The sequence below is a fragment of the Flavobacterium sp. RSP49 genome (assembly GCF_003968735.1).
Lineage (GTDB): Bacteria > Bacteroidota > Bacteroidia > Flavobacteriales > Flavobacteriaceae > Flavobacterium.
On the sequence record NZ_RYDN01000049.1, the window covers coordinates 1 to 14,762 of the forward strand.

15 protein-coding genes and 1 pseudogene are annotated in these 14,762 nt (G+C 35.5%); 4 read left to right on the top strand and 12 right to left on the bottom strand.

What is annotated here, in order from left to right; all coding sequences use genetic code 11:
• Positions 1–200: 200 nt before the first annotated feature.
• Complete coding sequence (trxB, locus tag EKM02_RS14145; RefSeq protein ID WP_126456237.1) at positions 201–1,145, top strand: thioredoxin-disulfide reductase; 945 nt, start codon at positions 201–203, stop codon at positions 1,143–1,145.
• Positions 1,146–1,260: 115 nt separating this feature from the next.
• Here the strand turns inward: trxB and EKM02_RS14150 are convergent, their stop codons facing one another.
• From EKM02_RS14150 to EKM02_RS14170, 5 genes are all read right to left on the bottom strand, one after another.
• Positions 1,261–2,094: a GIN domain-containing protein gene (locus tag EKM02_RS14150; RefSeq protein WP_126456239.1), complete on the bottom strand. Its 834-nt coding sequence runs from the start codon at positions 2,092–2,094 to the stop codon at positions 1,261–1,263.
• 86 nt (positions 2,095–2,180) lie between these two features.
• On the bottom strand, positions 2,181–2,921 hold the full coding sequence (locus EKM02_RS14155) for a head GIN domain-containing protein (protein WP_126456241.1): 741 nt from the start codon (positions 2,919–2,921) through the stop codon (positions 2,181–2,183).
• 2 nt (positions 2,922–2,923) lie between these two features.
• Entirely contained in the window at positions 2,924–4,657 is a 1,734-nt protein-coding gene (locus EKM02_RS14160) for a PspC domain-containing protein (RefSeq protein WP_126456243.1), read from the bottom strand.
• Positions 4,658–4,659: 2 nt separating this feature from the next.
• Positions 4,660–4,992, bottom strand: coding sequence for a PadR family transcriptional regulator (locus EKM02_RS14165; RefSeq protein WP_126456245.1), 333 nt, complete (start codon positions 4,990–4,992; stop codon positions 4,660–4,662).
• A gap of 271 nt (positions 4,993–5,263) precedes the next feature.
• Entirely contained in the window at positions 5,264–5,719 is a 456-nt protein-coding gene (locus EKM02_RS14170; RefSeq protein ID WP_126456247.1) for a DUF4870 domain-containing protein, read from the bottom strand.
• Between the two features lie 233 nt (positions 5,720–5,952).
• On the opposite strand from EKM02_RS14170, the gene EKM02_RS14175 reads away from it, so the two are divergent.
• On the top strand, positions 5,953–6,405 hold the full coding sequence (locus tag EKM02_RS14175) for a DUF4442 domain-containing protein (RefSeq protein WP_126456249.1): 453 nt from the start codon (positions 5,953–5,955) through the stop codon (positions 6,403–6,405).
• A gap of 224 nt (positions 6,406–6,629) precedes the next feature.
• Here EKM02_RS14175 and EKM02_RS14180 read toward each other — a convergent pair whose 3' ends face one another.
• The 5 genes from EKM02_RS14180 to EKM02_RS14200 all read right to left on the bottom strand — a co-directional run bounded on the left by EKM02_RS14180 (position 6,630) and on the right by EKM02_RS14200 (position 11,548).
• Positions 6,630–7,217: a DUF6642 family protein gene (locus EKM02_RS14180; protein WP_126456251.1), complete on the bottom strand. Its 588-nt coding sequence runs from the start codon at positions 7,215–7,217 to the stop codon at positions 6,630–6,632.
• Between the two features lie 484 nt (positions 7,218–7,701).
• Positions 7,702–8,868 carry an ATP-grasp domain-containing protein gene (locus tag EKM02_RS14185; RefSeq protein ID WP_126456253.1) on the bottom strand — a complete coding sequence of 389 codons (1,167 nt, stop codon included), beginning with the start codon at positions 8,866–8,868 and terminating at the stop codon, positions 7,702–7,704.
• A gap of 16 nt (positions 8,869–8,884) precedes the next feature.
• Entirely contained in the window at positions 8,885–10,342 is a 1,458-nt protein-coding gene (locus EKM02_RS14190; RefSeq protein ID WP_126456255.1) for a M28 family peptidase, read from the bottom strand.
• Positions 10,343–10,892: 550 nt separating this feature from the next.
• Complete coding sequence (locus EKM02_RS14195; protein WP_126456257.1) at positions 10,893–11,249, bottom strand: type II toxin-antitoxin system HigA family antitoxin; 357 nt, start codon at positions 11,247–11,249, stop codon at positions 10,893–10,895.
• 5 nt (positions 11,250–11,254) lie between these two features.
• Positions 11,255–11,548 (bottom strand): type II toxin-antitoxin system HigB family toxin, encoded by a 294-nt coding sequence (locus tag EKM02_RS14200; RefSeq protein WP_126456259.1) that lies wholly within the window; start codon positions 11,546–11,548, stop codon positions 11,255–11,257.
• A gap of 359 nt (positions 11,549–11,907) precedes the next feature.
• Between EKM02_RS14200 and EKM02_RS15130 the strand changes: the two are divergent.
• A pseudogene (locus EKM02_RS15130) lies at positions 11,908–12,214 on the top strand (hypothetical protein); the annotation flags it as partial.
• 57 nt (positions 12,215–12,271) lie between these two features.
• Here EKM02_RS15130 and EKM02_RS14210 read toward each other — a convergent pair.
• Together EKM02_RS14210 and EKM02_RS14215 are read right to left on the bottom strand one after the other, a co-directional pair.
• Positions 12,272–12,577 (bottom strand): helix-turn-helix domain-containing protein, encoded by a 306-nt coding sequence (locus EKM02_RS14210; protein ID WP_126456261.1) that lies wholly within the window; start codon positions 12,575–12,577, stop codon positions 12,272–12,274.
• A 5-nt stretch (positions 12,578–12,582) separates the two neighbouring features.
• The gene (locus EKM02_RS14215) at positions 12,583–12,936 is read right to left on the bottom strand and encodes a type II toxin-antitoxin system RelE/ParE family toxin (protein WP_126456263.1); all 354 of its coding nucleotides are present in this window, start codon (positions 12,934–12,936) and stop codon (positions 12,583–12,585) included.
• A 236-nt stretch (positions 12,937–13,172) separates the two neighbouring features.
• On the opposite strand from EKM02_RS14215, the gene EKM02_RS14220 reads away from it, so the two are divergent.
• Entirely contained in the window at positions 13,173–14,258 is a 1,086-nt protein-coding gene (locus EKM02_RS14220) for an IS110 family transposase (protein WP_126456265.1), read from the top strand.
• The last annotated feature ends 504 nt before the right edge of the window (positions 14,259–14,762 follow it).

Here is a 14,762-nt window from a genome sequence, read left to right on the forward strand (position 1 = left end):
AAATAGTTAGTGGCTCGGATATAGCGTCCCGCAATGGCGGGAAGGCCGCAGGTTCGAATCCTGCCACCCCGACAAAAATCCATTCTGTCTCAACAGAATGGATTTTTTTATTAAAGCATAACAAAAACTGATACTTCCAGTTCTTTATTCCAGCAATAATATCTTATTTTTGCACTGTTAAATCCAAAAAAAACATCACTATGTCTGATACAATCGAAAAAATTAAATGTCTTATTATAGGTTCTGGTCCAGCAGGGTATACTGCCGCTATTTATGCTGCTAGAGCAAATATGAATCCTATTTTATACCAAGGAATGCAACCGGGTGGCCAACTAACGACTACTAACGAAGTAGAAAATTGGCCTGGTAATCCTGAAGGGATAACGGGTCCGGAGATGATGGTAGGATTGCAAGCACAAGCGCAACGTTTTGGTACGGATGTACGTGATGGTTGGGCTACAAAAGTAGATTTTTCAGGAGATATTCATAAAGTTTGGATCAATGATACAATAGAATTGCATTGCGAAACGGTAATTATTTCTACCGGGGCAACCGCTAAATATTTAGGCATGCCATCTGAACAACACTATTTAAAGATGGGTGGCGGAGTTTCGGCATGTGCCGTCTGTGATGGATTTTTCTATAGAAATCAAGAAGTAGTAATCGTGGGTGCAGGAGATTCAGCTTGCGAGGAAGCACACTATTTATCTAAACTTTGTAAAAAAGTAACCATGTTGGTGCGAAGCGAAAAATTCAGAGCATCGAAAATCATGGAAGAGCGCGTTCGCAAAACAGAGAATATCACCATATTGATGAATCATGATACTGTTGAAGTGTTAGGAGATGAGCAGGTTGTTACCGGAGTAAAAGCTTTAAATAAAACAACTAATGAAGTTTTTGATATTCCTGCCACTGGTTTCTTCGTAGCTATTGGTCACAAACCAAATACAGATATCTTCAAAGATTTCATTTCATTAGATGAAACGGGTTATATTATCAACACTCCCGGAACTTCAAAAACGAATGTGGAAGGCGTTTTTGTGGCAGGTGATGCCGCGGATCATGTGTATCGTCAAGCAATAACTGCAGCCGGAACAGGTTGTATGGCCGCTCTTGATGCCGAAAGATATTTGGCCGCTAAATAATCATAGTTAGGAAAGTTAATATTGAAAAAGTCCCATTTGCCATAGCAAGTGGGACTTTTTGTATAACATCAATCCGGTTTTTCTCCCTCTCTTTTGGAGAGGGTTGGGGAGAGGATTATTTCAATTTTTTCGCCAATTGAGCTTCATCAGTAAATTTCCGTATTTCTATTGTTGGGCTACCCAGAAGTTGAATTTCAGATTTGCCAGCGGCATCAATAATTACCGCCGTCTCCACAAATAAACTGCAGTTGGAATAACTTTCAGTTATTATGTCCGCATTTTTTGTATTGAATTTATTTCCGGTGAATGAGGCATTGTTATCCAGTCGAATCCGCATATCTGTGGCATTTCCTTCTAGGGTTGCAGCTGATTTTTGGTACAAATCTACCTTCAAATCAATTGTGGTAACTAAGGCTTTAAGTGTTGCATTTTTGCTTAATTCGACAGTACTGTTTTCAGATTTTAAATTGAGTTCTGTTTTTGATTTGTCATCTGCCTGAAGTAAGAAATCCGTTGCGTTGACATTCACGAATAATTTGGAGGCATCATAGGCTTTTAATGTAATGGTGTTTAACAAAAGCTCCTGTATCGCATTGACGGTCGATTCATCTTTGGCGGTAATGAGATTTAATTCATTGGTATAGGTCACTCTTACAATCATTTTTTTATAGTTAACAGCTAATTTTGTTGTATAAATACGCAAGGTGTTGTCTCTTAAATCCAAAGAAATAATATCGTGTAAGTTATCATCAGCCTCAATTTTTAGGGCTGTTTTTTCTCCTCTTTCCAGATGGACTTCTAGATTGTCTTCGACCAGCAGCGCTTCAAAATTGCCGACTTCTCTTTGCTCAACAGTCACTGTTTTTGATCCTTTTATTTTTTCTTTTTTCTGAGCAAATAGCAATGTAGTTGATACAAGCAGCAGGAGTATAACAGTATATTTTTTCATGGTCATTTAAATTAGTGTCTACACAAATATAAAAAAATCATCCACTTGTGATGGATGATTTCTTTATATTTTAACAAAAGTATATCTTATTCTTGGCTGATGCTCCCGCCTGAACTGGTATTTTTCTGAATCGATTTTGGCTGTATGTCGTACGTGATGTTTCCTCCGCTGGATGCCTGAGCATTTAAGCTAACGATAGGATGAACGCTAATGGACGCACCGCTGGAAACATCGGCACTAACTTCATTTGCTAATAATTTATCAGCGTTGATTTCACTACCACTTGATGCAGTTGTTTTAATCTGTAGCGCTTTCCCATTAATCGTAATGGTACTTCCGCTACTGGTGTCACAAGTAATATTGTCAGATTCGATGCTTAAATCTATCGATGCTGCACTCGAAGTATTCAATCGGATGTTCTCCCCTTTCAGGGTGTTTTTGCTCGTGATAGTCGATCCGCTTGTTGCTTCTAATTCATCAATAACAGGCATTTTTACTGTCACTTTTTTTGATTTCATGTTGATGAAAGAATTTTTATCACACGAAATAACAAGTGTTCCATTTTCTACTTTGGTAGTGATGTGTTTTTGTAAATTATCATCTGCTTGAACAATTATTTCAATTTTATCAGATTGTTCTATAACGACATCTATGGCATTGTTAACCTCTATGCTTTTGAAAGCACCTTCAACAAGCCGCTTTTCTGTGGTGATATTTCCGCTTCCTTCTATTGCATTGAAATTAATGGAGTGGTTGCACGAACCGAATAACAAGGCTGTTAGGGCAACCAGAATGAACTTTGTAATTAAGGTGATGATTTTCAACATGACTAATTCGTTTTAATGATGATCCCGTCTTTATTTATTTTCAATCCTTTATTGGTTTTGTTTGATTTTAGGGTGTCTTTCTCTACAGTAACGCCATTGTTATTTATGGTAACCGTAACATCCGTGCTATCGTCTCGAGCGGTGCTATATACATCATTATACTCGTTTTCATCAGCGGGACAATTTAAACATTTTATTTGAGAATTTTCTACTTTGTAAATGTAATTATCTGAACTGTAGTGTAAATTGAAAAATTCATCATCAGATCTGTCGTAATTTTGTACAGAGGCATCTGGTTTTAATAACGTTCCTTCCGGTAAAAATACTGTTATTTCTATTTCTTGATCTCTATATTTATTTGTGAAATCAGTAAGTAAATAGTTGTCTAAAATCAATTGATTGCCTATTATTTTATAACCGTATTTAATTTGTTCGGCTCTTCGTTTTGCCTCTGATAACGATTTTCCTCTTGCTTCTTTTTCAATCTGAATATAAGGCAGTTTCTCCTCTGTTTTTTCGATTTTAAAACTAACTTCATTCGAATAAATAATATCTGTTCCGGTAGAATCTTGTGTTACCATGAAATCATTACGGTCTTCCACATTTTTAGCAAAATAATCATTGTGTTTGAATTTAATTAAAAGGGTGTCATTTGGATTTAAATTAAGGGTTTCTTTCTTAACCACTCTCCCATCTACGGCAAATGCACTGGCCTGTTTTATTCCAATTGATATTGCTAATGCTACTGCAATTAGCCATAATGCAAACAGCGTATATTTTGCAATATTTCCAATAGACTTCATGTTTGGGGCCAATAGCTTAAACCCTAATAATGCTAAGAAGAAGAACGGGATTCCAACAGCAAAGAACATTAACAATCCAAAAGCCCATATTGGATAATCTGTAAAATTACCTGCTTCTATAAAACCTTGCCAAGGAAAATCAATAAAAATTCCGGAACCTAATGTGAAAATACCTATTAACAAAAAAAACAGTATTGTTATTCCTGTAATAATCAAAATTACACCTAAAAATTTGGCGAAAATTTTAAAAATAGTCATGATAAAGTCGCTAAAAGAACTTCCTATTTTCCCGACACCTGTTTTTATCTGGTTGCCATACTTGTCGTAATCCACATTTTTTATTTTGTCTGAAACATTTTCAAATTCTTCTCTAACTTTTTTTTCAATGTTAGAAATCGTAACCGGTTCCCCGGTCATTTCCAGTTTTTCAGTGGTAGTAACCGCCTCCGGAGTTACAATCCAAAGAATGATGTAGGCGAGAATTCCAGTTCCAAATCCAGCAAAAACCAATAAGATAAGAACGATTCTGATCCACACAGCATCTACACCAAAATAATGCCCTAATCCTGCGGCTACTCCGCCAATCATCCCTTTTTCTTTGTCGCGATATAGTTTTTTAGTTCGTCTGTTTGAGTGGTCACTAAAACTTTGAGAACCCTTCAAGTCATCTTCAATGATGTAATCTTCCGGTTGTCCCATTACGGCGATAACGGCATCTACATCTTTCAAACCAATAACGTATTTGTCTGTTTTTTGTTTGTCATTTAATAATTCCGAAACACGCATTTCAATATCCTTGATGATTTCATCATGTCCAGACGAATTGGATATAGAACGTTTTATAGCATCAAAATAGCGCGTCAATTTTTGGTATGCATCTTCATCGATGTGAAAGAACATTCCGCCTAGGTTTATATTTACAGTTTTGTTCATGACTATTGTTTTTGGTTGGTTATTAGGTTTACGGCATCGGACAATTCCGTCCAGGTACCATTCAATTCGTTTAAAAAAGTTTGTCCAATTTCGGTCAAGCCATAATATTTTCTTGGAGGTCCTGAAGTGGATTCTTCCCAACGGTAGTTGAGCAATCCATCGTTTTTTAATCGCGTCAGCAGTGGATAAATGGTTCCCTCCACGACTAATAATTTTGCGTTTTTTAATGTGTCCAATATTTCCGATGTGTAGGCTTCTTTTTCTTTTAAAACGGATAGGATGCAAAACTCGAGAACACCTTTACGCATCTGGGCTTTTGTGTTTTCAATGTTCATAATTTCTTTTTTTGATTTTAGTGTTGATTAAACGGTTCATTTTTTGATTGCCGTGCCAGTTCTCCTTTCTGGCTCAGGTGATGATTTGTCATTGCGAGGAACGAAGCAATCTCGTATTGCATGATTCTCTTTTTATTTTTTCGGAGCTTATTCCTGCTTTCCACTTTATCTTTACTTGCTTAAAGAAAGCAAGTAAAGGATGTCGTTTCAATCAGGGCTAGTTTGTTCGCTCCTTGTATTACGTCTGTTCTCTTTTAATCTGACTGCTTCCTTATTTAAGGAACGGAATCGTTATTGGATATTTGTATTTTTCTCCGTTTGATGTTTTAATCGAGGCATAAATAATCAAGAAGAATTCAGCCACTTTCAAAAGTCCGAAAATCAGAACGCAAATTAATCCAACCGTTAATAGTGCAATGTTGTCTTCAAGGTTGAAATTCGAAAGTGTAATGTCGTTATGATGTATCAATGATTCGAAAGAAACATTTTTGAAAGCCGAAATAAGAAATGAAGGAATTGCAATCATAATCAGCACCAAAGAGTAGATCAATAAACTCAATTGAAAATTCAACACTTGTTTTCCGTGGTGATCTACAAATTCAGATTCCTCTTTCTTGGTTGTCCAAAGAATAATTGGAAAAATATAATTTCCAAAAGGAATGAAATACTGCGTTAAAGTACTTAAATGCGTAAATGTCGCGATGTTTTTTTCAGTTGTTGTTTCCATGATTAAAAGTATATAGTAATTTCTTATGCAAATATATATCTAAAAGATAGTATCTTGTTACGCATAGTACCAAAATTTAACACAACATTAACAAACAATTTTTGTATGTACGCATAGTATTTTTTTGTAATTTAGCAAAAACCTAGCGGTAATAAACTCGCCTAAATTCAAAATCCAAAGAATAATACAGAATGGCGACACTCTATTCCCATAAAAACAAACAGTAGCTACCTATGAAACTTACAGCCTCTAAACTTAATAAATTTTTGTTTTTCAAATTACCTTCGGCATTTATCTGTGGCGTACGCGTAAAAATCATAGGTGAGAACCAGTGTATAGTTTCTGTAAAACACCGTTGGATAAACCAAAATCCATTTAACTCGCTGTATTTTGCCGTGCAAGCCATGGCTGCAGAGCTTGCCACGGGTGCTTTAGTAATGTTTCAAATTCAAAAAAGCGGCAAAAAAATCTCTATGCTTGTTGCGAATAACAAAGGAAATTTTACCAAGAAAGCTACAGGCAGAATCACTTTTACCTGTAATGACGGCCATTTAATAGAAAAGGCGATTCAAGAAACTATTGCTACAGGAGACGGACAAACGTTTTGGATGAAATCCATTGGAACCGATGAAAAAGGAATTCAAGTATCCGAAATGGATTTTGAATGGAGTGTGAGGGCCAAATAAATAAATCTTTTTGAAACACTTATTCACAATCGAATCTCTTTCGTGAAGCGACCATTATGTAGAATTAGAATTTTTGGTTTAAATAGGTTACTTTTTTTGTGAAATTAGAGTACTGTTTTTTGGCTTTTGAACTGAATGAATAGAATACCCGTAGGCGTTTTAATGCGGGCGTTTATTAAATTGATAGGTACTCCGCTTTTAATTGCATATCAGCGCTATCAAGATTAATAATACAATCTAAAATCGAGCAGCTGACAAAGGGTAAAGTGCTTTTCATGTAATTGGGTAACAATATCTACAACATTATCTTGCTCTTCAAATAAGCTAAAAAAAGCTTTGTCTATGGCACAGCTTGTTAATGTATTAGATGGTGCTCCATACCCGGAAACGGCACGTGCTCCGGTGATATCTAAAAAGTATTGTGCTTCTTCCGGACTTAAGTCCAATACCTTTGCATTTGCAAAATGTAAAATTTTTCCTTTCATTTTTCCTTCAAAAAGCTCTGCAATTTCCTCTAAACTATAGTAATAGTCATTGAGACAAATGGTATTTCTTTCGCCTGGCATCACTAAGTAGATTATTTCATAATTTTTAAAATTATGGTCGTCATAAAGCAACGCATTTAAGCTTTCTTCTAACCCCTCAATGGTATCACAGGTTTTGTAAATACTGGTTATACCTTGTTCAAAAGCCAATTGCTCTAAGTTTTTAATCACTTCAGTAGTGGTGGCGATTTCTGTATTAGGAACGGCTTCTAGGCAGAAAATAAAGGTATCAGAATCCGTTAAATTTTGGGTGTTCGGATGGGTCATTAGTTACGAATTATTTATTGGTTCCAATAATTGTTAAAACGATGTGCTTTAGTCTATTTTGTTTTTTGCTTCTAAAAGATTTGGCACAAATTTCACGTATTTCTGCGAATTAATTGGTCCTAATTTGTAAAATTTGTAGTTGCTATTTGCTTAATCTTGTGGGTACAGTTTACAAAACTGTCACGATGGCGGATTTGTAATCTCTGCCCGTAAATAATATCAAAATAATTCTAATAAAACCAATTCTTATTCACTCTTTTAAACTGGCATGATATCTCGTTGAATCATTCTCTTTGTGGGCTCCGATTGGAAATCCGCCCTATCGCTGTCCGAAAAATTTGATATTAAAGCGATCAGGTTCGTGCGCTAGCGGGGAAAATATCCCATATCTTATTTTCAAGATGATTTTTTATAAAGGCAAACAAGGACATAGAGTTACTATATGATGTAGCTAAAAAAAGTTTTTTGAGCTTTAAAATTTTCCTTATTTCAATACTATATATTTTCGTAAATCAGAGGTTAAAATATCATTTAATTCCTTTTTATTAGTGGCAGTACTTTCAATAAAAGCAAATCCAAATACCGGATATTTATGTATATCTAATTCTCTAATTACTATTGGTTTTTCAAAATCTTTAGCAAGACCTGAATAGTTAAATTCTAAAATATCGGAAGGGATTATTCCCGAATTATTATCCAAAACAATGACACTAAATATTTTATCCTCTTTTCCTTTAAAGATACTATCCCAGTCTGGTTTTTTGTTTTCACAAAAGCATTTGTATTCATTAAATCCTAAGGTTACTCCTAGAAGGTCAGCCGTAGTGCAAAATCCACCAAATCGTAAAGGGTTTACTTCGATAGGGATTATTTTGCCATTTTCATCTATGCGGACTTCGGCATGAGCCGGGAAATTTTTTAAATGTAACTCTTTACCAATTTTACTTAAAAAACATTCAAGATCAATTTTATACTTTTCAATGATTGCTTTAGATGTTGAATAAACCCGATCACTTGTGTCTGTTTCGGATGAAAAGAGGTGGTGTAAAACGTTTAACAAAACAGCATCTCCATTATTGTCGTAATAATAATCGATGGCATATTCTTCTCCACGAATAAATTCTTCAATAATAAAAGTACTTGTGTTTAATACATTTTCAGGAAATATACTTTTAAGTTTATCAGGTTGTAACTCACTTTTAGCTTTTATCCAGTCTTTCTCGTTTTCTACGATATGAACTCCTATGCTAAAGAAACCAACAGCAGGTTTAATTACAAATGGGAACCGAATCTCATCATCGGACAATCGTTGGATTTCTTCAATACTTATTTGCTTGAAATAAAAGTCGGGAAACAACTCTTTTATAAGTTCTCTAAACTTTACTTTATTTTTTAAAACGTGTAATTGACTTGATAATTCACTTTCTCCATAGTATTGATCGATCCAAGCTAATGCATTCTCTGAATTGCTATAAAGAGAAATTTCTGGATTATTTTTTAGTAAAGCGATTGCTTCCTCTTCGGCTATCCATGCCAAAGAATCATCTTTCACCAATTCTTTGGCTACTTTGGTTGCAATTATTTTATAATTATTATCTTTTATTGTTTTGATAAGAAAATCGGAAACAAATGGCTTGTCTATTAAGAACATAATAGGTAGTTGTTTTTTACTTTTTTATTTCAATTGTTACAGCAGGACGTTTGGCACTTTGCGCAACTCTCCATCCGGTTTCATAGATCCACTTTGTCATCTTAGTCAGTTTTAGATAGTCAATTTTATCTGGGCTATCGAAAGGGGTATGGTAGTCAGGGTGTAATAAGGTGGTAAAAAATATTGCTGGAACATTAGCTTGAGCATAGGGAAGATGATCGCTTCGGAAGTACCAATTCTCTGGGTGATCTGCTGCATCCCAGGAAGTATCTACTTTGAAGTTGGCAATACTTTTATTAGCTGCTAAAGTGATAGCTACAAGGTCAGAAGAATTAAGATGAGGTTCTGTTACGCCCAATAGCGCCGCCGAATCAGGTGCATTGCGTCCTATCATATCGCCATTTAAAACAGCAACTATGGAGGTCAGTTTAACGGTGGGATGGCTAACAAAATAACGAGAACCCAATAAACCCCTTTCCTCAGATCCGTGCCATACAAATAAAGCCGATCGCTTAGCGGGTTGTGTACTCCACGCACTCCCTATTGCAAGCATCGCTACCGTTACTGATGCATTATCATCAGCACCGTTCCAGATAGGATCCCCGTTAACTGCAGGTCCTACTCCGTCATGGTCCTGGTGACCGCTGAATAAAACATATTCCTCTTTCAGTTTAGGATCAGTTCCATCAACCTTAGCAATAACATTAATAGAAGGATAGTCAAAATTTTCTACCTTCAAAGTAGTTTTTAAATAAGCGTCTTGTTTAGATAATATATTCTTTAACTGTTTACTTGCCAATATAATTGGTACCGTAGCTGCAGTAGAGGATTGGGCACCTTCTATTCCATAACTTCCTTCTTGATAATGAAATCCCGTAAACGAAATAAGTGATTCTACAGTGTCATCAGCAACAAAAATTATAGCAGTAACACCGCGGCTGAGGAGTTCTTTTCCCTGCTGGTTCATGGCAGAAGCGGTATAACGATATTGCCAGAGGCTCACCCAGTCTTGAATAATGGGGGTTGGAGGCATAATATTCATAGCTACAATTTTGCCTTTCAGATCGACAGTATTATCCGGTATTTTGTCCAGCCAAACTATGGAGCCTTCTAGGGTAGTGTCAACCAAATTAGTTGGCCAAATCTCTTTCCAAAGATCAAGTGCTTTACCATTTACACTAACAGTACTTCTATTGGCCACACGGCTGCGTTTTAAATTAAAGAACTGGAAGTAGGTTCCATCTTCACCTGCAGGTTTAAGGCCAGCTTCACGGGCCTTTTGAGCCACCCAAACAGAAGCTCGCATTTCGCCAAGTTCTCCTCCTCTTCGTCCCCGAAAAGCGTCACCCGCCAGTTCATATAAATCATCTTTTAGATCTTGCTGCTTAATTTTATCTAATTGTGGTGCTGTGCTTTGCGCAAAAAGCGAAGTGGAAATAAATAATATCAAAAGAAGAATTTGTTTGTATTTCATAAGATTTATTTTTAAAAATTGAAAAGTTTAAAATCGTAAAGGATCAATAAGTATTGGCAGCCTGTCTGTAATCGCTGTTGAATAGCCTAGTCTTTCCAAATGTATAGATAATCTTTTATTACAAATCATCAAAATGACTTTTTTTTTGCTGAATACTTTTGGTACTTCATTGACTATGAGTTTTTCTACTATTTCGCGCTAATAATTCCCGAATATAGCGTAAATCCGTTTCGTTTACTAAGAAATGTGTCGCATAGGGATTCTTTCTGGGACTTTATTTGGTATCCTAGTTTCTTAACTTTTTATGCTGGTAAAGTTAGCATGTCCACGCTACAAAAAAAGTGGCTCGCTTGCCTCTTGTAATTCTCTCTAAAAACTTTACAACAACTCCATAGTGTTAACGGATGTACAATCGGTTCTCCCGTAAAAACGGGACAGGCTGTTCAACCCGGAGGTACCTCATTGAATTTATTTTTGTTGGTATTCGGTGATTATAATTCATTGTTGGTGCTGGGCACGCAACGAAGCCTAGTTGTTGGCAGTCGTACTTTTAATAAGTTTGAATTAAAACGTCAGTTGGTATATGAAGCCTTTCGTGTAATTGTCTTATCATTTCCAAAGAAAGCTTTCTTTTTCGGTTTAAAATTTCGCTTGCACGACTTTTCAGACCTATAATATTTGCTAAATCATTTTGGTTGTAACCCATTTGCTCCATTCTAAATTTAATTGCTTCAATGGGGTCTGGTAAGCTGATAGGAAATTTTTCATTTTCATATTTGTCAATTAAAATACCGAGCACCTCAAGTTCGTCTCCTTCAGGAGAGCCATTTTTTGCATCAAAGATTATTTCAAGTCTTTGTAAAGCTTGATTGTAATCGTTTTCTGTTTTTATAGGTTTAATTTCCATAATATTTAAATTTCATTTGCATTAATCTTGTCATATTCTGCATGCGTTCCAATAAATCGAATCCAAATCATTTGATATTCATAAGTTAGTTTAACTATCAATCTGTAATTATTTCCTTTAATATTGAAAACTATTCGATTGTCATTTAAAATACTAGCACTAGGATAATCTAACTTTATTTCGTTTGGGTTTTTCCATTCAGCTGTACTTGCTTCTTGAAACCATGATTTTAATTGTTGTTCACAATCACCATGTATCTCCCAAAAGTCTCTTAATATTTTTTTAGCTACTACTCTCAAATGTATTAATTTTTTTCAAAGATAATAAAAAAAAGTTCCCGAAATGGGATTTCTATTTTTTCCGTCGCAAGTGTGTTTGACTGCCAACGTCAGTTCGTCTAAAAATCTCTAAACGAACTGTATTTTGTTACGCATTGAGTAAATAGATGTTATTTAAATTACATTTAAAATTCGTTTTGGTAAAAGTTGCTTTATAGATATTCCTGGTCAAATTGAATACCCATTCCGGGTCAAACTGTATAGGTGATTCCGGAGCAAAGTGAACACCTAATTCCGGTTCAAACTGGACAGTTTTGATGATGATTTTTATCATAGAATGCGCTATCGTTGTCCGAAAAATCAGATATCCGAGCGATCGGGTTTGGACGGACTGGAAAAAGCCCGAGCGCAAAAGGAAAAACCTAATGCGATTAGGGATCGATAAAGACCATGCCTATGCTTGGAGCAGAACCAGAAATGCTCCGCATTCACGAATACCAAAAATACAATACCAAAGCGTGAGTAAAAGGAGGCTGGCGAATCGCCCAAAGTCCGATTCTAACCACTACAATTACCCTACTGCGACTTAAGAAGAAAGACTATCAATCAATGTTGGAGATTTACATGGAACTCAACCCATCACTTTGCGAACCGCCGTATACGAGAACCGTACGTACGGTGGTGTGAGAGGCGCACTCCGTCAGTTTCTGGCGGAGCCGTCTACTCGATTGGCGGGTAGTACCTTTATTCGGTTAAACTTAACTTTAAGTGTCCACCTAAACCTAGTCTAATTATTCTCATTAATGTAGAAAGTCTTATATCGCTGGTGTTATTTTCAATTTTAGATATATACGATTTTGTTGTTCCACATTTTAATGCCAGTTGTTCTTGTGTCATTCCACGTTCTTTTCGCATTTCTTGTAACATAACACCAAGTTCAAAGGTCTCGTATTCTTCTTCGTATTTTTCACGTGTTTCGGTTCCTGTTTTCCCGTATTGAGCATCTAAGTGTTCGACAAATGATGTAATTTTTTTATTTTCAGTTTTCATAATCGTTACTTTTTATATTTATTTTCTAAATATTCTGCTTTTAGTTTTTCAGCCATTTTGATTTCTGATTTTGGGGTCTTTTGTGTTTTCTTCTGAAATCCATTTACTAAAACAACAATCTTTCCTTTGTCAAAAAAACTAAAAACTCTAAAAATATCTGAACCGACTTCAACACGAACTTCAAATATTCCGTCTGCACCAGTCAAATGTTTGAAAAACTTTTCAGGGATTCTTTGTTGAGTTGAAATTAACTGTAAAGTCCAGTTGAATTTTTTCTTAACGTCTTCTTTTTGAGCGTTAAAAAAATCAAGATAATAGTCTTCGTAATAAACAACTTCTCTTATAAATTTCTGATTTATTTGGCAAAGTTAGTCAATTAGATAACTTTAGCAAAGTTTTTGACTGGTAATTTTCAACTTTACAGTTCTTTGGTATTCCCGCCAACGTCCCGTCACTTTGAGATGGCTGGAAATTCGTAACCGCTCAGTTTTCGGCTTAACGAAAACTTGATGCGAAACGGCAATTCCACTAAATTCCAGTTAGCTCAAAGCATCAATGTAAAAGCATAACTTTGAGAGTACTAAAAACGAAGATTATGCAATTACAAGACGCCTTTTCTATTCCAAAGATATTCATTGGTTTAGATATTCACAAAAAAAGCTGGACAGTTTCTATCCAAACAGATTTATTTTTTCACAAGACCTATTCGATGCCTTCTAATGCTGAGGATTTGTACCAATATGTGGAACGTACATTTCCAAATTATGCTATCGATTTAGTTTATGAAGCGGGTTGTTGCGGATTCTCCGTGGCACGATATTTTTTAAACCTTGGTTGGAACGTTCTAGTCGTAAATCCCTCAGATGTAAAGAGAGGAGATAAAGAGCGCTATCAAAAAACAGATGCCTTAGATTCTAAAAACTTGTCCAATCAATTAAAATCAGGTGTTCTTAAAGGCGTTTTTATTCCCACAGAAGAGCACGAACAATTTACGACCTTGGCTCGTCATAGAACGCAAGTGACCAAGAAACTGCGACAAACCAAATCACATATCAAAAGTATGTTGCTGTTTCATGGAATAAAAGTTCCGGACGAGTTTGATAATTCAAATTGGAGCATAGCTTTTATTGCGTGGTTAGAGGATATTAAATTCAGTACCGCTTGTGGAGATTTAGCATTGCAAGGAAAAATACGAATGTTCAAGTTTATCAAATCAGAATATTTAGAAATTGCCAATCAAATGCGTGCTTATTGTAGAAAAAACAATAAGAAAGATTACAATCTTTTGAAAAGTATTCCAGGAATAGGAGGATATCTAGCTAGTGTAATCTTGGCAGAATGCGGAGATTTACGTCGATTCAATAACGAAGGGCAGTTTAGTTCCTACATCGGATTAGTTCCTGGAATGTATAACAGTGGAGAGTCAGAAAAGTGTTTAGGAATTACTCCGAGGAGTCGTTCTCAATTACGCAGTTATTTAGTTGAAGCGGCTTGGATCGCTATTAGAAAAGATACCGAAATGCAAAATTATTACCGAAAACATCAAGGTAAAAACGTCAAGAGTGTCATTATAAAAGTAGCTCATAAAATGGCCCGAAGAATTTTATCAGTTATTAAAACCGAAACCGCATATCAAATTAATAGAAATTTAGTCCCGATAGCTATCGGGATAGAACAATAAAATTAACCTTCTTAACAAGCTCAACCATACAAGAAAAATAGACTACAAAACAGCCATGGTGGTTGCGTTAAATGAAGCCACATCTCAAAGTAGGTAGCTATTTTATTTATTCTTACAATCATACCGATGCTGGTGGCTACCATAAGTAGACCACATATAGGAGTGTGAGCTTTAAGATTATAAAAAGATATATTATGAAGTAAAAGAGGAATTAATTCGTGGTATCATTGAAAAAGTTAGAATAACTTTTTCAGTCCTAAGCCTTCGGCGGACAAAAAGTTGGTTTCCAACTTTTCCAACAAGCCGCTGGAGCGGAATTTTATACTCGAAAAATAACCGACATATAACCCTCTTAAAAGTTGTTAATAACTTAATAATGCTTTACATAGGAATGGCTGTTGCAAGAAGTCTTTATTTTTCAATTAAATTTTATGCTTGTCCGTTTAGTTACCTATAATTCATTCCATTGATGATTAACTCCAGCAATGATTAGTCTTTCCATTG

Excerpts from the sequence above, each read along its gene's own strand:
- trxB (WP_126456237.1), top strand. The coding sequence starts at position 201 with ATGTCTGATACAATCGAAAAAATTAAATGTCTTATTATAGGTTCTGGT.
- EKM02_RS14150 (WP_126456239.1), bottom strand. The coding sequence starts at position 2,094 with ATGAAAAAATATACTGTTATACTCCTGCTGCTTGTATCAACTACATTG.
- EKM02_RS14155 (WP_126456241.1), bottom strand. The coding sequence starts at position 2,921 with ATGTTGAAAATCATCACCTTAATTACAAAGTTCATTCTGGTTGCCCTA.
- EKM02_RS14160 (WP_126456243.1), bottom strand. The coding sequence starts at position 4,657 with ATGAACAAAACTGTAAATATAAACCTAGGCGGAATGTTCTTTCACATC.
- EKM02_RS14165 (WP_126456245.1), bottom strand. The coding sequence starts at position 4,992 with ATGAACATTGAAAACACAAAAGCCCAGATGCGTAAAGGTGTTCTCGAG.
- EKM02_RS14170 (WP_126456247.1), bottom strand. The coding sequence starts at position 5,719 with ATGGAAACAACAACTGAAAAAAACATCGCGACATTTACGCATTTAAGT.
- EKM02_RS14175 (WP_126456249.1), top strand. The coding sequence starts at position 5,953 with ATGAAACTTACAGCCTCTAAACTTAATAAATTTTTGTTTTTCAAATTA.
- EKM02_RS14180 (WP_126456251.1), bottom strand. The coding sequence starts at position 7,217 with ATGACCCATCCGAACACCCAAAATTTAACGGATTCTGATACCTTTATT.
- EKM02_RS14185 (WP_126456253.1), bottom strand. The coding sequence starts at position 8,868 with ATGTTCTTAATAGACAAGCCATTTGTTTCCGATTTTCTTATCAAAACA.
- EKM02_RS14190 (WP_126456255.1), bottom strand. The coding sequence starts at position 10,342 with ATGAAATACAAACAAATTCTTCTTTTGATATTATTTATTTCCACTTCG.
- EKM02_RS14195 (WP_126456257.1), bottom strand. The coding sequence starts at position 11,249 with ATGGAAATTAAACCTATAAAAACAGAAAACGATTACAATCAAGCTTTA.
- EKM02_RS14210 (WP_126456261.1), bottom strand. The coding sequence starts at position 12,577 with ATGAAAACTGAAAATAAAAAAATTACATCATTTGTCGAACACTTAGAT.
- EKM02_RS14220 (WP_126456265.1), top strand. The coding sequence starts at position 13,173 with ATGCAATTACAAGACGCCTTTTCTATTCCAAAGATATTCATTGGTTTA.